This is a genomic window from Corynebacterium drakensteinense, from assembly GCF_041224285.1.
Classification (GTDB): domain Bacteria; phylum Actinomycetota; class Actinomycetes; order Mycobacteriales; family Mycobacteriaceae; genus Corynebacterium.
In genome coordinates this window covers 1-23,607 of sequence record NZ_JAXOFP010000027.1, presented here as the reverse complement: position 1 = coordinate 23,607, position 23,607 = coordinate 1, and the positions used below count along the sequence as shown (strand labels likewise).

Sequence of the window (23,607 nt, the reverse complement as noted above, 5' to 3'; positions counted from 1 at the left end):
CCCTAGCCTCAAAGAAGGCTCCGAGGGACTGGGATACCTGCACGATGGGGGCGAGCATTAGGAATAGTGCGGTAACGAAGATGGTAAGTGCCTCTCCCGACAAATCACCGTTGTTTAACCTAATGGAGCCGAACATGACGACCGCGAGAAGTGCCATGTAGGAAGCCACAGTGCTCAAGGGGTCAAGAACAGCTTCGACGAAGCTCATCTTTCGCCGATTCCGGTAGGCGTGGTCAATCTCGGTGGACAAGTTGCCAATGACTTTTGTCTCAACCCGAAAGGCCTTGATAGTCCGAATTGTTGATAGCGCCGACTGTAAGATTTCTCCGAGCGCTGCAAGGTGGTCCTGAACTTTCGACGAGAGATTCTGTAGGGAACTTGAAATAGCTAGAATTATCACTAGGGCTATCAGCAGCACTGCAACAACGACCAAGAGTAATTTCCAGTCCACCACAGCCATATAAATGAGTGCACCGATGATGACGGTGAACCCACCCACGAAATCAGTAAGGGTAGAAGAGAAAGCTGTGCTAACGATGGAGGTGTCCGACGTTACCCGTGTGGTGAAGCTGCCCGACCCCCCCTTTCTCAAACTCCCTCATCTGCAGGTAGAGAAGGTGCTTCGTGATCTTCTTACGCATGTCGCGGACTGTTCGGTCCGCTGCGATGGATACCACGTACATTGTAGCGGCGGTCAAAACGGAGGTTCCCAGAATAGTTAACAGTAGGAGTATCAGTGGTTGCTGAAACTCGCCGCTACTCACTCCGGATATCAACTGGCCAACAAGTGCGGGTTGAAGAAGAGTAACAGCGGTAGACAACAATGACAGGAGGATTCCCAGGCTGATCAGTCCAGCATTGTTTCGCAGAAGGCTAAAGGCTGTCATTGGGGCGGACTACTCCTCGGTTCAGGCTCTCGTCTGGGGGTGCGTCAGCGGTTCCGTTTCGGACGGTGAAGCGGTAGTAAAATACAGGCTCCTCATCTTGTGCGTAGCCTGCTGAACTAACCAGCATAACCTCATACTCGGATGTATGTGGCGAAATTTCGTCGCCGTTGGTGACTATAAAATTGGCAATGGCCTGGCGCCCTGCCTGAATGGCAGCACGATCTCCTTCCACGGGGTGCGTCGACATATTTTCCGCCAAGATGCGATCTTCCACGAGGCGGACCACGCGGTCCTTCGCATCCTGGTCATTTTTAAGCATGTTCGAAGATTTTCCCATCTACTCAAACAGAGCAAAACCTGGGACACTTCAAGTGACAATAGTGCAGACTCTGCCACGAAACCTCTCGGCGTAGGCGTGGATCAGGGTGAACCCGACCAATGGAAAGTGTCAACACCACAGGGTCGACCAACTGTTCCATCTACGCGATGAGGTGAGAACCATGACCGGACAGACCACACCACAACCCAACACACGCCCACAGCAGAATTTCTCCAGCGGACGGGAGTTAATCGAGGCGGTCATTACCCGCCGAGAGCAAGCTACTCAAGCCCGCGATCTTCTTGCGTCTCTAGAAAACGATTTACCCAGCCATCCCATCGCTGGTGATCTTGTTTTTGGGGTCTTTTTTACAAATAGGCTCGCTGAAAGTGGCCTTTTTCGATCACTATTTGTAAAAAAGACACAATACGCTGGTCGACGTCCCGGCCAGACACACTTTAGTTGTTTAACCCCGCACTTTTTGTCGTTTAACCCGTTTAACCCGAGACCCGGGTTGCGGTGTGAAAAGAAAAATCTCGAGGCACCGTTCTGGGAACGATGTCTCGAGATTTAATATTGGCGGAGGATGTGGGATTTGAACCCACGAGGGTCGTGAAACCCGCACGCGTTCCAGGCGTGTGACATAGGCCGCTAGTCGAATCCTCCAGCGAGAACTAAGTCTAACAGTAGATTGCTAGAACACAAAACCGGGAAGAATTCAGCCAACCTCAGCGCTTTCACCTGCGAGTTTTCTCCGCCTTGTGAGTTTTCTGCGCCTTGCGAGTTTTCCCCGCTGTGCGGTTTCGCAGCTGCCACCACAACACCAGCAACCAGGCGGCAAACCAACCGGCATGCCACCCCCACGGCACCGGTTCCGGTCCAGCACCCGTTTCCGTGATCACACTGTCGGCATAGACCACCCCAATGCCCAAGTTGCGCAGGCGCTCGTGATCGCCAGCTTCCCACGCCTGTTGCGCCAGGATATAGCGCCGCGATGGCTTGTCGACGAGCGCGCCGTCGACCTCCAACTGACCGGAATAAACCACCGGCAAGGCTTTCGTATACGGGTTGATGCTCACCCAACCAGGCGCAGAAACCACCGTCGGGGCATCCGGCAAAAACACCGTGCGGCCGTCGGCACGCTGCAATAAATCTTGATCCAACCCGGCGGTGACCTCCCGCGGGGCCAGCACCGAGACCTCAGCAGGAGCATCGATGACCTGCAGCACAGAACACAAGAGAGCCAGATATGCCCACAACCGCGGCACACCAGCGGCGGCGCAGCAATACGCGGGAATCGCCAACATCACCAGCTTCTGCGAATCCCGCAACACGCCCGGATCAACCGCAGACAACAGCTCCGGGGCCAGCCAGCCCACCAACGCGCCCCCGAGACCCAACACCGCCAACGCCAGCACCGCACGCGGCACCGCGCGACGGCCCAGCCACAGCACGACAAACAACACCACCCCGAAAATCGCAAACCCTGCCGACCTCGATGCCGGAACCGCCTGCCCATTCCATATTCCCCCCAAGCCCAGCAGCGAACCCAGCGTGCCGACGTAGGTTTCTGCTCGCGGGCCAAAGGCAAAATAACTACTCGTGGCCGCATGCGGGATATTCTGCAACGATGGCACCAGCCACGGCAGGCTGGCCAAGCCCGCAACCACCAGCGTGAGCACGCGCGAACGCCAGTCACGCACGACGAATGACGCTGTGAGCGTGGCAAACAGTGCGCCGGTGGGTGTGAGCGAGGACAGCAGCACCGCCACCAACACCCAGACTAGACGGGTGCGCAGGGCGACGATGACCGGCAGCAGCCAGGCTGCCAGCACCAACGACCACTGGCCTTGCAATAAGCGCTCGACGACGAACGGGTTGGCCACCGCGATGGTCATTGCCGTCAGCTGCGCGGGAAGCGATGCAGAGCGCTCGTGCGCCAGGAGCGCCCCGGCATATGCAGCGGCTGCCGCGCCACCGATCAGCAAGACCCGCACTACCCACGAGGCCGGAAACAACACCCCGAGGATCGCCAGCACGCCATCTTGTGGGGCATTGCGCGCGGGCAGATCCCCAAAACCAAAGGCCGAGGGCGACATGGCTGGTGAATCCAGCACGAGCATATCCCGCCAGGCTAGTTCGCCAGCTGCGAAAAATGGCCAGGTGAGAGCGCCAACCAGCAGGCTGGCCCACAACCCGAGGATCAGCAGGCGTGCGTTCATGTGCTAGCTGGCGTTGGGATTGGTGCCGGGGTGGCCGGTGTCGGAGTGGTCGGTGTTGGCGCGGTCGGTGCCGGGGTAGCCGGTGCCGGAGTGGTTGGCGTGGGCGCGCTTCTGGCTGTGCCGGTGCCGCCAGATCATCCACACCGCAGCTGCCAGCAAGGCGATGCCGAGGGCAGTGGCCAGAAAACCAATGGCCTCCCAACGTTCCACCACGCGCACTGTCTTGCTGGCCAGGTCTTGTGCTTCGTTGCGGGAAGCGGAATCATATTTCGCGTGAGTGGACAACACGGTGCGCTCCGGGGCTGGCTGCGCCGGGGCGCCATCGGCAGCGAGAAAAACCTCGTAGTGTTCATCGCGGTTGACGATCTGCCCAGTGATCGGTTCCACCCACACCAAGCGGTCCACAGAATAATAGGGGCGCATGGTTACGGTATCCGCGGCGGAAAGATCGCCGGTGACGCGTTCGTCGGCAAGCTCGTCGGCGGTATAAAAATCTGTGGCGGGGCCGGTGATCTCCATGGCGTCGAAAAGCTTCGCGGCTGGTTCGTCGAGGATTTTCGGTGACAGCGCCGAGACCGGGGTGGGTGGGCTGAGCAAATCTTGCGGCTGCGAATACGCGCGCAGCAAGGAGTTTTGCAGCGGGTGGGCCGTAATGGTGTGGCGGTACTCGTAAAACTCCGCGGTGGCATCGCCGTCTTCATCTCCGCCCTGCTCGATGGTGTCGGCGAAGTCGATGGGCAGGGGTTCTTGGGTGAAAAGATCAAAGAAATTATAGGAACGCTTCTGCGTATCCGGTTCGAAGGCATAGTAGATGCCCGGGCGGGCAAACAGGCCCGTGTCGACGACGGGGGTGTCTGTGTTGTCGTTTCTACCGTCATCATAAAACCGCACGCGCGAGGTAGGGTCTGGGATGCCGATGGCGGATTCGCGGTTGATGGTCACGTCGTTATCAACGTGACCGAGGGGGTGCGCGTTGGTGGCGTCGTCGCTTGTGGATGAGCCTGCGCCGTCGTTGGCAAGCAGCGTGTGGTGTGCAGTAATTTCGGAACGACGTGCAGGATCGTCCGCATCCTGCGTGGTGCGCAGCAGCGTGATTTCACTGTCGACGTGCGTGGTGGTGGTGCTGATATAACACGAAAAAGTTGGCGTCGTTTCCGGGCAATCGTCGGGGCGGGGAAGCGGCTTGTCAGCTCCGACGCTGCTGGTTGCCGCAGCGAATTCCGCCGTGTCTAGCAGCTGGGTTTCCGCGTCTTCTGTGCGCGTGTGCACCGTGCTGCCTTCTGGCCAAGAATCGTGGAAGGCCATCACCAGCGGCGGAGCGGCGGCGCCAACCACTAGTGAGACAGCAGCAGCGGCCACCGTTAACGTGACACGACGGAACATAGTGCTAGCAGTATACCTGCGGCGTTAACTTCTGCGGGTTGAGGCCCAAGCTAAGTGGAAGCCCAATATGCAGTAACCTACACTTCTTTTTAATTTCCGCGAGTTGCTTAATGCTCACCATTCTCCCCACCTCGATTACATATAATCAGGCGTTAAAGGAATGGGGAATTGATGCATTATGTGCAGTCGGCTTGGCCGGGTTCGCGACATTTATCGCTTCACGCTTCATTTCTCATAGTGTGGATGATGGTTTATAAGCCGTCGTTAGCACGCAAATTGCGAGACTTGCCTGCTAGCCTGAGCGCATGGTCGCCACCAGTGTCTCCGCATCGGTTCCGCAGCGCATTGACTGCCTAGAAGGTATTCGTGCGCTTGCAGCCGTCGGGGTGCTGATCACTCACGTGCATTTTCAGACTGCTTCTGGGCCAGTGGTGCTGGAACGTTTTGATTACTTCGTGGCCGTGTTTTTTGCGCTCTCCGCATTTCTGCTGTGGCGTAGGCCGATCGGCCCCGGTTTTTTACGCAAGCGTGCCGCGCGCGTATTACCCGCTTACCTCGTTTGCGTCGCGGTGGTGGCGTTGGCGTTGCCAGCGGCTAGCACCATGAGCTGGCAACAACTACTCGCTAACCTGACCGCCACTCAGATCTATATTCCCGATGGGTTGGCACCAGGACTGACACATTTGTGGTCGCTGTGCGTGGAATTCGCTTTTTATTTTACTCTGCCACTGATCGCCTGGGTGCTTTTACGCTGGCAAGCCCGCACACGAGTACTCGCGCTGTGTGTGGTGGGCGTCGCGAGTTTGGGCTGGGCTTTTTTGCCGTTTGTGGCCGGTTTCGACGGTAGCGATGGCGCTAGTTGGTCGGCGAGTGTGAACCGGCAGATTTGGCCACCGGCCTATACGCTGTGGTTCGTCGTCGGCATGCTGGCTGCCGAGGCGGAATCGGCGGGCGTCGCCAAGCGCCCAGGTGTGGTACGACGCATCCTGGGCATGAAACCGCTGTTTTGGGTGCTAGCCACTGCTTGTTTATTCCTGGCCAGTTGGGAAGCTATCAGCCCGCGTGGCCTTACGCATCCGAGCCCCCTGGAATTCGCCATCCGCATCAGTCTGGGGACTGTCTTCGCGGCGTGCATCGTGGTGCCTTATGCGCTGCGGCCTACCCAGTCTGGCCTGCTGCTGAGCCAGCCGGTGCAAGCTGTGGGGCGCTGGTCTTATTCGCTGTTCCTGTGGCATGTGGCGGTGCTGTCCATCGCCTTCCCGCTGGCAGGAATCGAGATGTTCAGCGGCGGTTTTGTCATCATTCTGGCACTTACCCTGGGGCTTTCTGTAGCGGTCGCGGCTATCAGCTACACCTTGGTAGAAGAGCCAGCCCGGCTTTGGCTCAGGCAGGCCACCGCACCGGCAGCCAAACACGCCGCGAGCAAACTATCACCGGCATAATGCGCATCCGGCCACGGTGCGCGCGCCAACCACAACCCGCAAATCCCTAGCAACGCTGGTGCTAAAACCACCGGGCGGATCGTCGTCCAGCGCGTGATCGCCCACGCTGCAGCTGCTGAGACCGCCCCTGCTGGGCCCACCACCGCACCCGAGACCGCAACGGCGGCCACTGGGAATGCCCAGGCAGGCAGTGTGGGGTCGGTGACTAGCAACCGTCGCGCGTGCCGACGTCGTGCTGCTGTGAATTGGGTGTTGGCCGTCGGACGCGCGAGTGGGAATAACACCAGCGCGGCTAAGGTCACCAACGATACCCCCGCACCCACAAATAAGGATGTGCGGTACGCAGCCTCACCGGCAAAACTCATGCGAAACTCGCCGGATGCGCCTGCGGGCAGCACAAACGCCTGGGTAGCGGCATCGATGCTGGTAGGTTGCAACTCGGTGACGGTGCCGGAGGCGTCGACAAGCTCGCCGCGTAAACCTTCATTGAACGCGCGCCCGGTGACGAGCAGGCGGCCCTCGCCTGCAGCATCTTCAGCGTCTGCAGCACCCGGCACCGTGCGGCCATCGACAGGCTCATAACGCGCAGTCGGGGCAAAGCCAGGCTCGCGCAGGCTGACCCACGCGGCCGCAGTAGATATGGTGTGCGTGCCGGATAGTTCCACCGTCTCACCTGCAGAATATTCCGTGCCGTCGATGGTGACCGGCTGCTCATCGTCGGTTCGGATCTCCAGCTGCATTGTGCGCGGAACCTCGAAACTGCGCTGTACAACACCCGTATCCACCGCCAGGCGCTGGAAGACGAACTGCCGAGCATTCGCGGTAGCTGGGACGTGCACCAGGCGCGACAACTCATGGCCAGCCAGGTGGATATCGGAGACCCCGGTGCGGGTTTCCGGATTGAGCTGGACTTCTATGCGGCTGGCACGGAGATCATCCGGGAAAGCAACGCGGGTATCTTCGCCGGCTGCAGTTTCCACGGTGATGGTGTGGATCGGCTCGTCGCTGGGAGCTGCGTTAGCATTTACAGCGTCATCAGCACCCACATCAGCGTCCGCATCAGCAAAAGCCAGTACTCGCAGGCGTGCATCCTCCGTGGTGGTCAGATGTAATTCCGGCGCGTGGACTGTGTCGTCGGTGCTGCGGAGCTGCAACGTTCCCGGATCACCCGGGGCTGGCCACCAGGCTTGGTCTGTGCCATCGACCGCCGCGTTGATCGAGCGCGCCGGATCCGCACCCCCAAAAGCGGTGGCATCTGCGGCTGAAGACGAGGCCTGCAGTTGCACATCACCGCGGGTACGCACCGGCAGCGGCGTGGCGACGCTCGGGTAATCCACACTCGGGTGCTTCGTGGTGGCCTCATCCGGGCTGGCCAGCGGGCCAGAGACTGCCCCCTGCAGGGTGCCGAAATTACGATCGACCAGCAGCGGGGTATCGGTGACGATTTCGGCACTGGGTTCAGCACCGGGTTCAACACTGGGGTCTTCGGCACCAGACCCTTCCGTCGCCGACCCCGCACCCGCATGGTCCACCAATCGGCGCGGAGCCGGGCCATCGATAGCATCCAATACCGCCAGTGCCTCGCCGCCACCGGCCACCGTGACCGGATCATGCGCGATGTGCATATCCCGCTGCGCATCTATAACAAACACCGAGACCTCCCCGAAGTCATGGCGCTGCGCCCAGCGGTCCAAGGCGTCGGCAAGCTCGTCGGCACGCTCCCTCTGGGCGGAAGAATCCAGGTCATGGCGCACCAGCACCGCACCGATGCCCAAACGCAACAACGGATCCACCGAGTGATCGAGCGTGGCCATCACCCCATCCAGCCCGCGGATCGCCTCCGGCGGCAGCAGCGGCACGGCATCGCGTACGGCCCAAGGCATATCCAACAACGGCTGGGCGGGCTCATCGCGGGTCCATCCCCATTCCTGCCTGGCGAACGAGGTTTCTGGAACCAGCAGGGTACGCGTGTCGACGTTGTCGTTGAGAAAATCCGCGGCCTGCTGCCAGTAATCCGGCACCTCGCGGTACGCGCCCGTCGGCAGCAACCGCCCGGACCACACCGGTGCCACCGCGATCAGCGCGATCACCGCCACGCCCAGGCCTGCGGCCGCGCGCCGGGTCAACGGATGCCTGAGGCGCGGAACCTCTAGTACAGCGCCCAGGTTCGCCACGCCGAGCAGCAGCGGGATGCGCACCAGGGGGTCGAATTTGTGCAGGTTACGCAGCGGGGCGAGGACGTCGTCAAGCAACTGCCCGTAAGGCGCTGCCAAAACCGCAATACCGACCAGCAGCATCACCAGCCACAGCCCGTGGTAGCGCAGGCGAGCGCTAGAATCCGCCGTGCTCTGCGTGCTCAACGCCAAACCCGCCAGGCCACAGGCAGCAATAGCCACGGTGGCCAGCACAAACACCGGCTGCGAGACCAACAAATACCCGGCCTCGCGCTCAGTATCGGCAAACGGCGTCCAGTGGGTGGTGCCGCGCAGAATTTCCAGCAGGTTCAGCCAGCGCGTGGTCACATAGGAAGATTCGATGAAATCCGTAAACGGCGGGGAATACTTGCCCAACACCAGCAGCGGGCCGATCCACCAGGCACTCACAGCGACCGCGGCCGGGAGCAGCAGCCAACCTTGCCTGCGCCACAGAATCACCAGGCCAGCCGGGATACAGGCGGCCAGGGTTGCGGTGGCGTTGACGGCCCCCATCAGCGCGATGGGGACGGTGGCCGCGGCGATATCCCGGCCCGTGATTTTGTCTGTGCGCAACAGCGGCACCAGCACCCAAGGGGCGAGCATGACCGGCCAGGCCTCGGAAGAAATCGCGGTTAGCGTGGTCAGTGTGCGCGGGGACAGGGCGAAAAGCAGCGCAGCGATGATGTGAAAAGCGCGGATGCTTGCCGACGCCGTGGTGGCGCGGTCAGAACCAGGAACAACGCACTGGCAGAGCCGATAAAAACCGGAAAAACCAACGCCTGCGACGATGGTCCACCACAGCCGCTGTGCCACCCAGGTGGGCAGCAACCAGTCCGGGATGGCGTCGGCAAGCAAGAAAAACAGACCCTGCGGGAACAGGTAGCCATAGGCCTGATTTTGCAGCTGCCCCAGCGGGAAGACATCCGTCCAGGCGTGGGTGGCCGCGGCCATGAAACCGGCGGGATCAGCCGTGAGATCGTGCTTAGTATCCGCGGCGATAAGCCCGACAGGCTGGGCAAACATCGCGGCGGCCAGCACCAGCCACACTATGGCGTGGGTGCTAAGTGGGTGAGTGGCGTGGGCGCGAATGCGCAGGCGGGCGCGCACGGCAGGCCTACTCACGTGAGCCGTATTCGGCACCACCTAACAGGGCATCATCCGGCGGGGTGGTACCAGAGATGGTGTCTTGGCCGGAAAACTGCGCGATGCCCAAAATCGCGACGACGCCCAGCGCGACGCCGACGACAGCGCTGCCCAGAGCCGGGCCCAGGCTGCGGCGGTTCAGCGACTGCCGGTTTGGCGACTGCCGGTTGAGCGAGCGAGAAGAATCAGCGGCCATAAATAAATCGTCCTTAATCCTGGGGATGAATCATCCCTTAATTTAGTCGTCGCGAGTAAAGTATTCCGGATCGTCGTCCTCGTTTTCCGGAGGCACGACCAGCACCGGAACCCCGGCGTTTTTCACGATCGTCTCCGCCGTCGACTGCGACCACAGCGCGCGGAATCCGGTCAGCGCGCGGGTGCCGGTGATAATCACGTCGACGTCGAGTTCTTGGGCCGCATCCACGATCGCCGAGGCGATGGTCGTGGCCGATTCCACCAAGTGTGCCTTGCCGTACATGCCGAGCTTTTCCGCTGCGGCGATGCCCTGGCGGCAAGTTTCGACAGCCTCTGCGTAGGCGGGATCGTCTTCCAGATTATCGGAGGTCATCGTCGCCTGGTGCATGCCGGTGCGTGAGGCGGCGCGGGCTTGCTGGCGGGCGATCGGCTCCCACGCAGTCAAGATTTGCACGGTGCCGGGCTTGAGCAACTTGGCGGCATATTCGAGCGCACGGTCGGCGTTTTCGGAGCCGTCGTAGGCAATGAGCATGGTCTGTTCGCGGGAATCGGAACTCATAGCTTTCCATCCTAATAGCGTTGCGGGCGAGAGGTTACCCCCAAACTCGTTTAATCACACTGTCCACTATTTGCGGGCCACCCCCAAATCCGCATGGAGCATCTATGTTGTCGATACGAAAAAGTGACGCACATCTCCATCAGGATCAGTAAGCTAGCTCCTGTAGTGTCCCTGAGGATTTCGACGTGAAGAACCCAACTCCTGGAGGAGCTTAAATTGATACTCATCGCAATCGCTGTAGCCGAGGTTTTATTCTGGGTTCTGCTTGTAGCGGGACTGCTGACACGATATGCGTTGCGGGCTCCGCGCGTTGGTGCAGCACTGCTCATAGCCACTCCGATCGTCGATCTTGTCCTACTGGCCCTCACTTATATCGATTTAAGCTCGACAAATTCTTCGAATTTCGCGCACGGCCTGTCTGCTTTATATATCGGGTACTCAATCACCCTCGGACCGACGATCATCCGAGCCATGGATATACGCTTTGCTCGCAGGTTCGGTACGCCCGAGAACAGCACCACCAATGCAGACAGTCGCGCTACTGAATCAGCCGTGACTACATGGAAACGGGCGTGTATAGGCTCCCTGATCAGTATTGTCTTGCTCGGGGTGGGCATTGCGGTCACGGGAATACAGGGCTCGTTTTGGTTGATTTATTGGGTATTCGTCGCCGTATCTATCGTGCCGGTGTGGTGGTTTATCGGCCCACGTCGAGAGAAAAAGAAGAAACGCGGTAACAGTGCGCATGATGGAGCAGAATCCGAAGAATCCGCCCGTAACTAGTACCAAGCTGTGTGAGCGGTTAATCTGTATAGCGTGAATTCGGCTAAATCGAGAAGTTTCAAAGGTGTGGCGATTGTGCTCGGCGTCTTCGTCGGGCTTTTCGTCATTGCTGGCATTGCCTACGCCATTGATGTCTCCACGAATCAGGGCAAGATCCCGCGTGCGACGTCGGTAGGAGGCGTCGATATTTCCTCTATGGAAAGGGAAGACGCCCTGGCTAGGCTTGACGACGAACTCCGCGAGGCCGAAAACGAACCCGTGCGCGTTACCGCTGGCGAGAAAACCACGGAATTTGTGCCTGCACAGGCGGGACTGAGCCTGGATTTGGAGGGCACCATCGCCGCCATCCCGGATGAGTCGATGAACCCGTTTGTGCGTCTGGCCAGCTTCTTCCGTGCGACGAAGGAAGTCGACGTACAGACCGCCAACGACCAGGCCACGCTGGATCCAGAGCTGGATCGCATGCTCGGTGAGCTCTACCGCGAGCCGGAAGACGGCGCGGTGTTGCTGGAAGCCGGCAACGTGGAACCGCATGATGCTGTGCCGGGTCAGGAAGTTGACCGCGCGCACCTGCAAGAAGAGGTGACCACCGCGTGGCTGGATCCAGAGGGCATCACGGCGGACATCAATGAGATCGAGCCGGTGATCAATCAGGATCAGGTGGATGCGATTGCCGAAGGCCCAGCCGCGAAGGCGGTTTCTGGCCCGCTGAAGGTGCATGGCCGGGAGGATATTACGGCGACGATCGAGCCTGCCCGCGTCGGCGAGTTCGTGCATTTTGAGGCGCATGAAGGCCAGCTGGAACCACGCGTCGATGCAGCCAAGGCGCAAGAGATTCTGGGCGAGGGCTTAGCCGAGTCCGAGCGTCCGATGAAAAACGCCCGGTTGGCGATGTCCGGTGGGCAGCTGCAGGTCACCCCGCATGTTGACGGTGAGGTGATCAATTGGGAGCCAACCATGGCTGGTTTTGCTGACCGCGTGCTCGGCGATGACCGCGAATGGGATGCCGTTTACCAGGATCAACCGGCGACGTTTACTACTGCAGATGCGCAATCTTCTACCTTCGACCAGGTCGTTGGTGAGTTCACCACCAGTGGTTATTCCCCAGCCTCGGGTACGAATATTTCGGTGATTTCCAACGCGCTGAATGGCACCATCGTCTCGCCGGGTGAGACCTTTTCCGTGAACCAGGCCACCGGTTCGCGCACCGCAGCGCAGGGCTATGTGGAATCCGGCGTGATCTATGAAGGCCGCGCGGACACCGCCGTCGGCGGCGGTATTTCGCAGTACGCCACCACGCTGTATAACGCGGCGTACTTCGCGGCGATGGAAGATGTCGCCCACACCCCGCACAGCTATTACATCTCGCGTTACCCGGCTGGGCGTGAGGCCACGCTGTACGACGGCGTCATCGACCTGAAATTCCGCAACACCTCGAATCACCCGGTGCGCATTGAATCCAGCGTCGGCGGGGGTTCGGTCACCGTGCGTCTGATGGGAGTGAAGGAATACGAGGTGGAATCGATCAGTGGTGGACGCTGGGCACACACCGATCCACCGAAGCAGACCGTCAGCGGCAGCAACTGCATCCCGACCTCCGGTATCCCGGGCTTTACGACGTCCGATACCCGCGTGATCCGCACCCTGGGCGGAGCAGAGGTTTCGCGTAATTCGCAGACCACCGTTTACGACCCACAGCCAATCGTGACCTGCCGCTAGGGCAGCTAGGTCGCTAGCCGGCTCGCTAGGTAGGATATTTGCTATGTTGCTGTCTGATCGAGACATCCGTGCTGCCATCGACTCCGAGCGCTTGGGGATTACTCCCTGTGATCCGGAGTTGATTCAGCCGTCGTCAGTCGATGTGCGCCTGGATAAGTTCTTCCGGGTTTTTAATAATTCGCGTTATACCCACATCGACCCCAAACTCGAGATGGAAGATTTGACCACGCTGCGCGAAGTCGGTGACGACGAAGGTTTCGTGCTGCACCCTGGCGAGTTCGTGCTGGGTGCCACGCTCGAGCAGTTTCGTTTGCCTGCTGATCTGGCCGGCCGGCTGGAGGGCAAGTCTTCGTTGGGGCGTCTGGGCTTGTTGACGCATTCGACAGCTGGTTTTATTGATCCTGGTTTTTGCGGCCACATCACCTTGGAACTATCGAACGTGGCGAATCTGCCGATCACCCTGTGGCCCGGCATGAAGGTGGGCCAGTTGGCGTTGTTCGCGATGACTTCGCCTGCGCAATCACCGTATGGTGCGGGGGCTTTGGGCTCGAAGTATCAGGGACAGCGCGGGCCGACGCCGTCGAAGTCATATTTGAACTTCCGCTAATTCATTGAATCTGCCTGGGGTCTTGGCGTGCGCGTAACCGTGTTTGGCCTGGGGTATTTGGGGGCTACCCATGCCGCGTGCATGGCCGAGGCTGGCCATGAGGTGCTCGGAGTGGATATTTCCGCCGAGCGGGTTGCGCAGCTGAGCCGCGGGACGGTGCCCTTTTTTGAACCGGAATTGGCGGAGCTGCTCCAACGCGGGCTGGCGTCGGGCCGGCTGCGTTTTAGCTGCGATTACCGGCAGGCAGCGGAGTATGCGCAGCTGCATTTCATCGCGGTGGGCACCCCGCAACGGGCAGGTGCACTCGCCGCGGATACCAGCGCGGTGGACGCTGTCGTCGCCAAGCTCGTGCCATTGTTGCGTGGTGGGCACGTTATCGTCGGGAAGTCGACGGTGCCGGTGGGTACGGCGGCGCAGCTGCAGGCGCGCGCCGATGAGCTGAGTGTTGGGAGCGCTGCGGTAGAGATTGTCTGGAACCCGGAGTTTTTGCGCGAGGGACGTGCGGTCGCCGATACGTTGCGTCCGGATCGGATTGTGGTTGGCACTGGGGCTGGCTCTGGCACTGGCACGGGGGCTGGCTCTGGCGCTGGTACCGGCTCTGGCGCTGGTACCGGCTCTGGCGCGAGTCGAGCACTGGAGCGTTTGCGAGAGGTGTATCGCCAGCCGTTGGAGCGCGGCACGCCGTTTTTGGTGATGCCGTGGGCGAGCGCGGAGCTGGTGAAATCCGCGGCCAATGCATTTTTGGCAACCAAGATCAGTTTCATCAATGCCATCGCCGAGATCTGTGAAGCCTCCGGTGGCGATGTGACCGCAGTGGCCGAAGCATTGGGTTACGACGAACGCATCGGGCATCAGTGTCTCGGTGCTGGCCTGGGCTTTGGTGGCGGCTGTTTGCCGAAGGATATTCGTGCGTTGCAGGCACGTTCCGACGAGTTGGGTGCCGGGCAAGCCGTGGGATTTTTGCGTGAGGTCGAGGCTATCAATGCGCGGCGCAGGCAGCGAGTGGTGGAGCTAGCCGTGCAATTGATCGACGTGCCAGGCGCGGTGGTTGCCGTGTTGGGGGCGGCGTTTAAGCCGAATTCGGATGACGTACGCGATTCGCCTGCCCTGGCCGTCGCCGGTGAGTTGGCGCTGCGTGGTGCGCGGGTGCGGGTGTGTGATCCGCAGGCGGTGGAGAATGCGCGTCGGGTGTACCCGGGATTGGAATACACAGAGATTCTTGCCGACGCGTTGGCTGGGGCCGATCTGGTGATTCTGGCGACGGAGTGGCGGGAGTTTCGGGAGCTCGATCCGGTGTGGGCTGTGGACGTGGTGGCTGCACCGGTGCTGATTGATGCCCGCAATGTGGTGTCGTTGGCGCGGTGGCAAGCTGCGGGCTGGGCGGCTTACGGGCTAGGCGTAGCTACCCCCGAAATTGGGTAATATATGCCGGGGTCGCGGGCTGAGTTTTCGGCTGTCGAGGCCGTGAAATTGGTGTCGCTGTGGCCTGTCCCGCATGCGCTGATGCTTATATAGGCACCCCTATTGTGGGGGTCAACCAGCAGGTTTTGGGTCTCCTTTGTTAGGTATTCCTGCTGGTAGGAGGGTTGTGTTCCCTAAGGTGGATTAGTGATACCTATAGGTTTTTGCGCCATTGATAGGGCTAGCATTTTGCTGCCGGATTGGTACTGTAGGTATCACAACGAACAGCACAGAGCGAACAAAGTCAATAAACATCATGGCTTTGGTTCTGGCTAGTTTGACAGATTGAATATCTACGAAAGGTGTGAGTTTTCATGAACGAGAAGCTGTTTAACTTGATCAACAAGCAGGTTACTAATGAGCACGGTGCTGCTTTGATTTACACCCAGTTGGCTTACGAGCTGGACGAGCTCTCCTTGCCAGGTATGCGCGACTGGATGTTCGCTCAGGCTGAGGAAGAGCGCGAGCACGCACAGAAGTTCGCTGACCACTTGCTGGACCGTGACGAGAAGCCACAGATCGGCGAGATCAGCGTTGACGAGCTGAAGATTGAAAAGCCACTGGACGCTTTCAAGGCTGCTCTGGAGCACGAGAAGAAGGTTTCCGGCCAGATCCGCGACATCGCACGTTTGGCTGACGAGGTCGATGACCTTGATTCCCGTACCCTGTTGAACTGGTTCCTCGATGAGCAGATCGAAGAAGAAGCATCTGTTTCCGAGATCATCGACCAGCTTGAACTGGTTGGCGACAATGGATCCGGCATCCTGCGCATCGACGCCCAGTTGGGTGAGCGCTAAATTAGCCGCTAAGCCATCTGTTGAGCGCATAGTTTTAACAGTCAGGTTTTAGCTCGGTGGGTGTGTGCACTGCATACACCCACTTTTTAGTGCCCGAAACCGGATCATTTAAGGTAGCCTATCCTCTTATGGATGCGCTGCCAATTGATGAAGATGAACTCCGCTATGAACTCGGGCGCGTGGCAGACGATCCCGCAAAACTAGACCGAGTCTGGCAGCGTCTGGCGGCCGACGGATTCCCGCGCCGCAGCACCGATGGCCAGGCTTATGTTTTTGCGGTGCGTTACCGTGACTTACAATCAGCGACTACCCAGGAGCTGCCACCATTAGATGAGCAGATAAAAAGTGGCCTTCACCTGCACGTCAACCGCTTGACGGATAAGCTGAAATACGAGCTAGGCATGATGAACCATGTCCCTGGCACCGATATCTGGACGTTGCGGGTAGCAGTATCTCAGCACTACCAGGGCAGTTATGGCTTTCAGCTCGAGCATGGTCAGCGAACCCCGACGATGTGCGATCCGCACGCCCTGCGCACGTTGTGGATTGAGGATGGATTTGGGCTTTCGGAGATCTCCACATCGCCCGCGGCCAGCGACACCAGGATGGCGCTCAGAAAAACCAGCTGCGCTGGGATTAATCTGCTGGTGTATTTACCGGAAGGTGCCAGCAGAGCGAGGCTGCTCACGCTTTTCGACGGTGAAAGTTGGCAGAAAACAAGCTTGAGCGCACAGATCGGTGCACTTAACGAGGAGATCGAATCACGTGAGGAGGATGATGTTCCGCCGTTTGCAGTAGCCTTCATCTGCAATGATTCCAACTCGCAACGTGTGCAGCGTCTTGGGTTGGATGAGGAATTTCTGCACGCCGTGTGCACACAAGTGCAGACTCACGTCGGCAAGCTGTTGGCAGAAATCGGGGTGGAGCTCGTAGTCGAAAAGAATATCCTCGCTGGGCAATCACTTGGAGGCCTTGCGGCGTTGTATATCGCGGAAAAGTTTCCGCAGACTTTTAGCGAGCTGATTGCACAGTCGCCGTCGCTGTGGTGGAAGCCGGACAAGACTGCTGTGCCCACGGATTTTCATGTACAAAACACCAGTTGGATCACTGAAAAATTTTCACGCCAGCCTATGATGTCTCACTTGTGGATCGACGTGGGGGCTCGCGAGGATGTCGCTGTGGCGAAGGCGCACTTACTGTCCCGCAAGCTCAGCGACTGTGCTTGGCCGCACCAGTTGAGTATCTATGATGGCGGCCACGATTTCGTCGCCTGGCGAGAGCAACTGGTCTCGCACCTGCGCGAGATGGTTGACGATCCGACGTCGTGATACTTGCGCGCGCCTCAGCGATGCTTGTTAAGCTGTAGGTTTTTTATGGATTAGGTTAGACTTGCCAATTAGTTTATGAATTTTTTCTGAAAGGAAAGCTATGACAATTCGTCGTCATCGTGTGAAAATCGCTGGTGCAACACTGACTGCGCTCAGCCTGTTCCTCGTCAGCTGTAGTCAGGCTGATGAAGATTCAGCAGCTGATTCTGCCACTACGGAAGCAACCAGTACCGATTCTGCCTCTGGTGCCGATTCGTCCAGTGAAGATGATGCGACTTCGTGGCCGCGTACCGTGGATTCCCTCGTCGTTAATAACGGTGAAGTTACCGGAGATACCGAAGAGGTTGAGCTAACTGAAAAGCCACAAAAGATTGTTTCTACTTCGGTGACCCTGACCGGTTCCCTGCTGGCGATGGACGCGCCCGTGCAGGCGACCGGCGGTGCAGCTGCTGGTGGATTGGCCGACGATGAAGGTTTCTTCCTGCAATGGGCAGATGCGGCCAAGGAAAAGGGCGTCGAGAGCCTGTATAACCTCGAGGTGGATGTTGAAGCGATCGCTGCGCAGGAGCCAGACTTGATCGTCGTCAGTGCCAGTGGACAGGACTCGGCGGTTACTGATTACGACAAGCTCAGCGCAATCGGTGCCCCGATCATGGTGGTGGATTATTCCGACCAAGATTGGACTGAGGTCATGAGCCGGTTGGCCGAGGCTACCGGGCATGAAAAGGAAACCGCGGAAGCCATCCAGGAATACGAGGATCGTCTGGAAGAGGTCACCAAGGCCATTGAGCTTCCAGAGCAGCCAACCAACTTCGTGATGCCACTTCCGGGTGATCGCGGACTGAACTTCTGGAGCGCAGAATCTTCGCAGGGCCAGCTTTTGGAATCCGTCGGATTCGAGGTTGCGGTGCCTGCCGACGAAATCGTTGACACCTCTGGCCCTCGTGGCGCCCGCAAGGACGTCAAGACCGTCGTGCCGGAAAACGCGACGCAGGCCGTTGCTGGTGAAACTGTGCTGACCATGAGCACCACCGGCGATGACCCAGTCGAGGCGCTGAAGAAAAACCCACTGCTGGCCAACAACCCGGCCATCGCGAACGACGCCATCTACCTGATGAGCCCAGAATTGTTCCGCCTGGACTTCTACAGCGCGATGACCATGCTGGATGAGCTGGAAAAGCACTTCGCGAAGTAGCGCGGAGTAGCGCATAGGGCGCGCTAGAGTGCATTCGAGCGCATGGGTGCTAGTAAGCGCACAGGCCTTGGATTGAGGAAGTAAAGAAATTCTCAGCCCAAGGCCTTGTCTTATGTGTTGTGTTCTACGCGCTGCGATTATGTCTATCTTTTCGAATGACAGCGTATACCACGGGGGAGACTGGCGTCGGATGGCAAGGTGCAGCTATTCGAGTCCAGGTCTAGGGTTGCCCGTTCACCATCTTGATATGGAGACCCCTCCGGAAGGACGACGTAGGATGCCGTAGTTGGAATCACGCCATAGCTAACGGAGAATGCTGGAAATTCTTGCGGGGTATCAAAAAATAAAAGTTTGAACACGTTATTGCCCATTGGAGAGTATTGGTGATCCTTAGGACCTCCCAGTTGGATGGTTTCATACCCCGTCATCACCCGCACCGTTCCGGTGAGTTGGTTTGTCGCACCCGTGCTTTGCGACGGTGCAGGCTGGGACCCGCCGCCAGCGCCAGTGCTGCCACTGCCGCCTCCGCTTCCTTCACTACGAGCTTCATCCGAGATCGTCACCGATGCTTGGTTACCACCAGCACACACCACGGTGCTGTTGACTGCCCCGCCATCGCAGCTCATGGAATAGTTCTGCCCGGTGACAGTCGAATATGCCTCGATGACGGTATCTGTCTTACCAGCCTCGAGCCACTGGTTGATGAAAGATTTGTGTACCGCCTCAGCGAATGAATCAGAAGTATTAGCTCCGGCAACGAAGTGCGGGTAGTTTCCGGCGCTGCGCAGGGTCTCCATCGGGTTATCGTGCCCGTCGGAAAGCGCGTCGATAAGCTCACTCTCCGAGACTTCCGACCAGATAATTGCTTGCGCGGCATCGCTGTACTCGGCCGGAATCGCCGCAGAATTGAAATTCCATTCTTGGCCGTCCTTGTGCATGGTGCTGCCGGCAAGCACGTAGCGTTCTACTTTGCGGTCCGGCGAACTCGACTGCCACGATTTGTGCAGCAAGCCGTTGCGGTCGGCACTGGTCAGCAGGCGCGCGCGGCTACCACCGGCGCTGGCAGCACCATCAGCGAATTCGTGTTCCAGCAGCGTGGTGCTGGTGAGATCGTCGGTGGGGTAGTGGACACGGATGGTGGTCATCTCGCCGGGGTTGTGTTCACGTACCAGCAGGGCGGGATGGCCGGAATCGTCGATGTGCACCAGGGAATAATCACCGGCATCTGCACTGTCGAGAACAGCACTGTAGGATTGTGCAAGCTTTTGTGCCTGCTCCTTCTTTTGCTCCTCTGCATTTTTGGTTGGCTGCGCTTTTTGCGTCGTGTCTTGCTGTGGATTCGCGGTGGCATCGTCCTCGGCGGAGCTGCACGCGCTGAGAGTGAGCGCCGCGGCGCATACCAGCGCCGCTACGGAATATGGGCTGCGGATGGATGAACTGGGGGCGTATCGGTGAATGATTGTCACGGGGTTATCCTGCAGGAAGTATCGTCGGTTCGGCCTGGTGTGGTGTGGGTAATAATAGACTTTTATCTACCGTATTGATCACAGTGATTTTATGTGATCGGTGATTTCATGTGATTTTTAAAATGGTGGCTCCTCTTCGTTGTGGTTGGTGGTTTCGTCGGGGACGTTGGGATCGGTGCCTGTGGTGCTTTCGTTTTCGGAGTTTGCTTTATCTGAAATCGTGGTGAAATCGTATGCACTATCGGTAGGGTTACCGTCGGCTGCGGAGCCTGGCCCGGTTTCACGCAGTAAGTCGATGGCCTGGTGGATCGTGGCTAATTGCTCTTGGCAGGCTTTGATTTTGATCGCAGTGAAACTGTACCTATCCAGGCTGAGTTTTAGCAGGTTTAAATCGCTGTCCCAGAGTTGTTGTTCCTGGGTTTTCGTCATCGTCGTAAAGCTGGAGTGCTGCTGTTCAGCGCTAAAATCGGTGTGCTGTTGCTTTGCGGCGAAGTCTAGATAATCTTTCCAGCCAGTTGCGGTTTTGAAGTTTAGGCCTGGTTGCGGTGTTTGTCGTCGTTGGCGTTGTGCCTGCTTCTGGGCTTCTTCGCGGTGGGCTTTGCGGTAGCACGCTTGCCGTTGTCGCAGGGTTTGCACCCAACGTCGATTCGGATGCGCTAAAGGCCCGTCAGCTTCTGTGGATTGCCAGGTGCCATCGGTGAATAGCCACACGATGGTGCCGCTGGCGGGTTCAAAGATTGGGCGTGCGCGTCTGTCAGTTTTGATGTTGTGATGGTGCTGGCACAGCGCGATGAGGTTGGTTGGCGAGGTAGCCCCGCCCTGGTCGTATTCGACGACGTGGTCCATCTGGCAGGTGGTCGCCGGTTTGGTGCAGCCTGGGTAGCGGCAGTGGCCATCCCGTCCGGTGACAGCGGAGCGCATCGTCGGGGTAGTGGCATAACCTGCGACTTCGCTGCGCAAGGCGTCGTCCATGTCATAGTGCTTGCTGGCCTGTGCTGTGAGTTCGTCAGCTGCTGCGCCGAAAAGCGTCGTAAAGCCAGCACCGGTGCCAGTCGAGACGAACAGTGGTGCATCGTCGGCATCGGTTGCGCGGTAGCAATTCAGCGTCACCGTGGTGCTAGCCTTGCCCAGCAGCAATTCCACGACGGCGTCTCGGAGTGAGATGCCTGCTTGTTTCGCGTGCTCATGGACGTGCGCATCAATGTTCACAGCCGTTGCCGCGTCGGTGTCAAAACGAAATTCGTGGCTGTCGTTGTCGTTGCGAGCGGTAGGTGGAATGTCATTGACCTCATAATTTTTCCGGGACCACGATTTTCTCTTGTGCTCGCGGACGGAAGCGTCTTCGGCTTCAATTTCGCGGTCAATGCGGTTGGCGATAGTTCTTCTCGATGGCATTTGTTGCGCAGGTTTGCTGGGCGTGAGGAGATCTACCAGCAGCTTGTCAATGATCGAAAACAGATGCGCATTGACGTTTCCCGCTTTCGTCAACGCACGGTCAATCGTGATCCAGCGGTCGAGGTCGATATGCCACATCGACGTTGCTAATTCACGCAGTTGTGGCAGGTCGCTCATGCGATAAAACGCACCGATAATGTCCGACGTTTTGTGCTGTGCTAGCCCACTGATTTTCATGAGCTTTTGGAGCATCATTTCATAATCGTCGTGATCAAAATCTATGATGGCTTTCCAGGCATAATACTCTTGACGACGCAGCGTCAGCATTGCTTGCGCGTGCTCGTCATGTGGGCTGCAATGCGTGAAATATGCGTCGGGGAACTGGACGGAATCAGGTGCGGACGCGGAATCAGGTACGGACGTGGAACTGGGGTCGGTGGAATTGTCGGACTTCGCCGTGCCATCGTTGGGATTATCATCCCGTTGGTTATCGTCCGCCATGAGTTCCTCCCCGAATGCTGCCGAACAGTTTTTCTAATTGCTATGACAGCAGTTTATCGAATATTATGACTAAACGCAATGATTTTCGAATAATATAATGCCCGTAAAAATCGGGGCAGAAACGTATGGAACCTGGTTATCTGGGGTATTTGATGCTGGTGGGCGAGATGAAACTACCCGCCTACATGTTCGTATTAACCGAATGGATGGCCGAATGATCTCGCGGACGTCGGCCGAATTTCCCTATTTCCGGGTGCGGTTAATCGCCGCCATGATCTCCAACTTGCGCGGCAGCGCTAGACGGCCCGGGTGCTTGCCGGGCGCGCCCGACCTGGAGCCGTGCTTGCCGCCAGAAAACCGCGATACAGCATCAATGCCACCATGCTTGACCTGCTCCAACATCTCGTCGACAAGCATCTCAATATCGCCGTGTTGGCTGCTCAACTGCCCCAAAATCGTGGCGATCGCCCGAGTCTGTGAAGCATCAACCAACTGCGATAACGCCGACAAATCAATAAAACCCTTGCCGACGCGGATGCCCGCACCCTTCGCCTGCGGTGGCTTTTTCGCTTGGAAACGCTTCGCAGGCAACGGCCGCCGCGCAGGCAACTCAAACGGCTCTTGCTTGTCGACGGCGCGCGCCAACGCAGCAGCGCGCTGGGTGATGTCATACGGGTGGTAGGAATCCATGTGAATCACGGTGTCGGCGACATCAATAAACGCCGCGGAACCACCGGCGACCAGCACCGTCGACACGCCAACCTCGGCCAGCCCGCGCACACGATCAACCAGGGGAGTGATTGGTTCTTTCTCGGTGGGGATCAGCTCGCGCATGCGCTCGTCGCGGATCATGAAATTCGTGGCGGACGTGTCTTCATCGATGAGCAGCGTGGATGCCCCGGCCTCTAACGCCTCCATCAGCCCCGCGGCTTGGGAAGTGGAACCGGAGGCGTTATCCGTCGAAAAGCTCGTGGTATCCGTCTGCGCTGGCAAGTTAGAAATGAACTGCGAAATATCCACCCCAGTGATCGCGCGGCCATCCTCGGCGCGCAGAGAAGCAGCGGAATCGACGGTGATCGCGAACTCGCGCCCATCACCGGCGATGTGGTTGTAGACTCCGCGTTCCAGGGCCTTCAGCAAGGTGGATTTTCCGTGGTAGCCACCACCGACGATCACCGTGACACCAGCGGGAATGCCCATGCCGGTGACCTCGCGCCCCGACGGCAACTGGAAGGTGGTGCGCAGCGAATCCGGTGAGCGGAATTCGACCGCATCCTTCGCCGGGCTATCGCGGTGGCCAGCAGCGCGCGGCAGACACGAGCCATCGCCGACGAAAGCGATCAACCCGCGGCCAGGAAGATGTTCGCGCAGGTAATTCTGGTCGCGCTCCAGCAAGACGGCCTCGCGCAGGTCGGCGGCAGGAAAATCGAGTGCCTGATCCAGCGCGGCGGGCAGCACGTCGCACAGCAGAGCCCGTGCCTTGCGGCCCAGAATCTTGCGGCCGCGGGCTGGCAGTTGCACCTCGATGCGCAGGGTAGCGGTGCTCGAGCCGTCGGCAAGCACGACGCTGGCCCGGTCCAACACCTGCTGGCCCGGCTGGTCAATGTGCAAGTCGCGGTCGCCGGAAAAGGCCTGGGCAACGCGGCGCGTCAGGAAATCACGCGCGGCCACCCCCGCCAACTCTGCAGGAACCGGATTGGGCACGTCGACCTGCATCAGTGACGGCGGAGCAAAAGGATCAGACTGCACTTTATCCACGCGCAGCCGATATTCGCCCAGCTCATAGCTGCCGTGCAATTTCTTGTAAGCGCCGTAACCAGCGCCGTCGAGGGAGGTCAGTAAACGTGCAAGGCTCATGCGCTCCAGCCTACGTATTGGGCGGGGTGTCGTGGAAAGCCACCGAAAAACTTTCGGTATACATAAGATATGACTGTCACTACCGCGGACTCTGCCGACGGCTCGGGCCCTGCCAGCCCTGCCGGCTGCTCGACGAAACCCTCCCCCTCCCCC

Annotated in this window: 20 protein-coding genes and 1 tRNA gene; 9 read left to right on the top strand and 12 right to left on the bottom strand. The window is 58.9% G+C overall.

Annotated elements, in window-relative coordinates:
* The 3 genes from U1140_RS10985 to U1140_RS10975 form a co-directional block, all read right to left on the bottom strand.
* On the bottom strand, window positions 1–592 hold a 592-nt coding region (locus U1140_RS10985), incomplete at its 3' end, for an ABC transporter transmembrane domain-containing protein (RefSeq protein ID WP_369847896.1).
* Window positions 531–887 carry an ABC transporter transmembrane domain-containing protein gene (locus U1140_RS10980; protein WP_369847895.1) on the bottom strand — a complete coding sequence of 119 codons (357 nt, stop codon included), beginning with the start codon at window positions 885–887 and terminating at the stop codon, window positions 531–533. The genes U1140_RS10980 and U1140_RS10985, both read right to left, overlap by 62 nt.
* The gene (locus U1140_RS10975; protein ID WP_348650615.1) at window positions 874–1,146 is read right to left on the bottom strand and encodes a hypothetical protein; all 273 of its coding nucleotides are present in this window, start codon (window positions 1,144–1,146) and stop codon (window positions 874–876) included. Before U1140_RS10975 ends, U1140_RS10980 begins: the two co-directional genes overlap by 14 nt.
* Before the next feature lie 241 nt (window positions 1,147–1,387).
* Between U1140_RS10975 and U1140_RS10970 the strand changes: the two genes are divergently transcribed.
* Window positions 1,388–1,780: a hypothetical protein gene (locus U1140_RS10970; RefSeq protein ID WP_369847893.1), complete on the top strand. Its 393-nt coding sequence runs from the start codon at window positions 1,388–1,390 to the stop codon at window positions 1,778–1,780.
* Window positions 1,781–1,783: 3 nt separating this feature from the next.
* Here the strand turns inward: U1140_RS10970 and U1140_RS10965 are convergent.
* From U1140_RS10965 to U1140_RS10955, 3 genes are all read right to left on the bottom strand, one after another.
* A tRNA-Ser gene (locus tag U1140_RS10965) sits at window positions 1,784–1,872 on the bottom strand.
* Between the two features lie 71 nt (window positions 1,873–1,943).
* A complete protein-coding gene (locus U1140_RS10960; RefSeq protein ID WP_369847891.1) occupies window positions 1,944–3,428 on the bottom strand; it encodes an MmpA family trehalose lipid delivery protein in 1,485 nt (494 codons plus the stop codon).
* Between the two features lie 3 nt (window positions 3,429–3,431).
* Window positions 3,432–4,811 carry a porin PorA family protein gene (locus U1140_RS10955; RefSeq protein ID WP_369847890.1) on the bottom strand — a complete coding sequence of 460 codons (1,380 nt, stop codon included), beginning with the start codon at window positions 4,809–4,811 and terminating at the stop codon, window positions 3,432–3,434.
* Between the two features lie 305 nt (window positions 4,812–5,116).
* Between U1140_RS10955 and U1140_RS10950 the strand changes: the two genes are divergently transcribed.
* Window positions 5,117–6,253: an acyltransferase family protein gene (locus U1140_RS10950; protein ID WP_272723789.1), complete on the top strand. Its 1,137-nt coding sequence runs from the start codon at window positions 5,117–5,119 to the stop codon at window positions 6,251–6,253.
* Here U1140_RS10950 and U1140_RS10945 read toward each other — a convergent pair.
* The 3 genes from U1140_RS10945 to U1140_RS10935 are packed head-to-tail and all read right to left on the bottom strand — an operon-like array spanning window position 6,160 to window position 10,345.
* Window positions 6,160–9,570, bottom strand: coding sequence for an alpha-(1->3)-arabinofuranosyltransferase domain-containing protein (locus U1140_RS10945; RefSeq protein WP_369847889.1), 3,411 nt, complete (start codon window positions 9,568–9,570; stop codon window positions 6,160–6,162). The genes U1140_RS10950 and U1140_RS10945 overlap by 94 nt on opposite strands.
* Window positions 9,563–9,787, bottom strand: coding sequence for a DUF2613 domain-containing protein (locus U1140_RS10940; RefSeq protein ID WP_023018478.1), 225 nt, complete (start codon window positions 9,785–9,787; stop codon window positions 9,563–9,565). Before U1140_RS10940 ends, U1140_RS10945 begins: the two co-directional genes overlap by 8 nt.
* Before the next feature lie 42 nt (window positions 9,788–9,829).
* On the bottom strand, window positions 9,830–10,345 hold the full coding sequence (locus U1140_RS10935; RefSeq protein WP_369847888.1) for a universal stress protein: 516 nt from the start codon (window positions 10,343–10,345) through the stop codon (window positions 9,830–9,832).
* A 216-nt stretch (window positions 10,346–10,561) separates the two neighbouring features.
* Between U1140_RS10935 and U1140_RS10930 the strand changes: the two genes are divergently transcribed.
* The 7 genes from U1140_RS10930 (at window position 10,562) to fepB (ending at window position 18,235) form a co-directional block, all read left to right on the top strand.
* Window positions 10,562–11,128 carry a hypothetical protein gene (locus U1140_RS10930; RefSeq protein WP_369847886.1) on the top strand — a complete coding sequence of 189 codons (567 nt, stop codon included), beginning with the start codon at window positions 10,562–10,564 and terminating at the stop codon, window positions 11,126–11,128.
* Between the two features lie 33 nt (window positions 11,129–11,161).
* Entirely contained in the window at window positions 11,162–12,847 is a 1,686-nt protein-coding gene (locus tag U1140_RS10925; protein WP_369847884.1) for a VanW family protein, read from the top strand.
* A gap of 43 nt (window positions 12,848–12,890) precedes the next feature.
* Entirely contained in the window at window positions 12,891–13,454 is a 564-nt protein-coding gene (dcd, locus tag U1140_RS10920; protein WP_306515166.1) for a dCTP deaminase, read from the top strand.
* 27 nt (window positions 13,455–13,481) lie between these two features.
* Window positions 13,482–14,876, top strand: a complete 1,395-nt coding sequence (locus U1140_RS10915; protein WP_369847882.1) for a UDP-glucose dehydrogenase family protein — start codon at window positions 13,482–13,484, stop codon at window positions 14,874–14,876.
* Between the two features lie 353 nt (window positions 14,877–15,229).
* Window positions 15,230–15,712 carry a ferritin gene (locus tag U1140_RS10910; RefSeq protein ID WP_369847880.1) on the top strand — a complete coding sequence of 161 codons (483 nt, stop codon included), beginning with the start codon at window positions 15,230–15,232 and terminating at the stop codon, window positions 15,710–15,712.
* Window positions 15,713–15,840: 128 nt separating this feature from the next.
* A complete protein-coding gene (locus U1140_RS10905) occupies window positions 15,841–17,040 on the top strand; it encodes an alpha/beta hydrolase-fold protein (RefSeq protein WP_369847879.1) in 1,200 nt (399 codons plus the stop codon).
* Between the two features lie 100 nt (window positions 17,041–17,140).
* Window positions 17,141–18,235 carry a Fe2+-enterobactin ABC transporter substrate-binding protein gene (gene fepB, locus U1140_RS10900; RefSeq protein ID WP_369847878.1) on the top strand — a complete coding sequence of 365 codons (1,095 nt, stop codon included), beginning with the start codon at window positions 17,141–17,143 and terminating at the stop codon, window positions 18,233–18,235.
* A gap of 143 nt (window positions 18,236–18,378) precedes the next feature.
* On the opposite strand, the gene U1140_RS10895 is transcribed toward fepB, so the two are convergent.
* From U1140_RS10895 to U1140_RS10885, 3 genes are all read right to left on the bottom strand, one after another.
* Window positions 18,379–19,701 carry a hypothetical protein gene (locus U1140_RS10895; RefSeq protein ID WP_369847876.1) on the bottom strand — a complete coding sequence of 441 codons (1,323 nt, stop codon included), beginning with the start codon at window positions 19,699–19,701 and terminating at the stop codon, window positions 18,379–18,381.
* Between the two features lie 117 nt (window positions 19,702–19,818).
* Entirely contained in the window at window positions 19,819–21,597 is a 1,779-nt protein-coding gene (locus U1140_RS10890) for an HNH endonuclease signature motif containing protein (protein ID WP_369847875.1), read from the bottom strand.
* Window positions 21,598–21,840: 243 nt separating this feature from the next.
* A complete protein-coding gene (locus U1140_RS10885; RefSeq protein ID WP_369847873.1) occupies window positions 21,841–23,454 on the bottom strand; it encodes a P-loop domain-containing protein in 1,614 nt (537 codons plus the stop codon).
* Window positions 23,455–23,607 lie beyond the last annotated feature (153 nt).

What these genes read in the sequence shown, in the direction of transcription:
- U1140_RS10980 (WP_369847895.1), bottom strand. Translation starts at nt 887, where the DNA reads ATGACAGCCTTTAGCCTTCTGCGAAACAATGCTGGACTGATCAGCCTG.
- U1140_RS10905 (WP_369847879.1), top strand. Translation starts at nt 15,841, where the DNA reads ATGGATGCGCTGCCAATTGATGAAGATGAACTCCGCTATGAACTCGGG.
- U1140_RS10970 (WP_369847893.1), top strand. Translation starts at nt 1,388, where the DNA reads ATGACCGGACAGACCACACCACAACCCAACACACGCCCACAGCAGAAT.
- dcd (WP_306515166.1), top strand. Translation starts at nt 12,891, where the DNA reads ATGTTGCTGTCTGATCGAGACATCCGTGCTGCCATCGACTCCGAGCGC.
- U1140_RS10955 (WP_369847890.1), bottom strand. Translation starts at nt 4,811, where the DNA reads ATGTTCCGTCGTGTCACGTTAACGGTGGCCGCTGCTGCTGTCTCACTA.
- U1140_RS10935 (WP_369847888.1), bottom strand. Translation starts at nt 10,345, where the DNA reads ATGAGTTCCGATTCCCGCGAACAGACCATGCTCATTGCCTACGACGGC.
- U1140_RS10910 (WP_369847880.1), top strand. Translation starts at nt 15,230, where the DNA reads ATGAACGAGAAGCTGTTTAACTTGATCAACAAGCAGGTTACTAATGAG.
- U1140_RS10885 (WP_369847873.1), bottom strand. Translation starts at nt 23,454, where the DNA reads ATGAGCCTTGCACGTTTACTGACCTCCCTCGACGGCGCTGGTTACGGC.
- U1140_RS10960 (WP_369847891.1), bottom strand. Translation starts at nt 3,428, where the DNA reads ATGAACGCACGCCTGCTGATCCTCGGGTTGTGGGCCAGCCTGCTGGTT.
- U1140_RS10890 (WP_369847875.1), bottom strand. Translation starts at nt 21,597, where the DNA reads ATGGCGGACGATAACCAACGGGATGATAATCCCAACGATGGCACGGCG.
- U1140_RS10940 (WP_023018478.1), bottom strand. Translation starts at nt 9,787, where the DNA reads ATGGCCGCTGATTCTTCTCGCTCGCTCAACCGGCAGTCGCCAAACCGG.
- fepB (WP_369847878.1), top strand. Translation starts at nt 17,141, where the DNA reads ATGACAATTCGTCGTCATCGTGTGAAAATCGCTGGTGCAACACTGACT.
- U1140_RS10950 (WP_272723789.1), top strand. Translation starts at nt 5,117, where the DNA reads ATGGTCGCCACCAGTGTCTCCGCATCGGTTCCGCAGCGCATTGACTGC.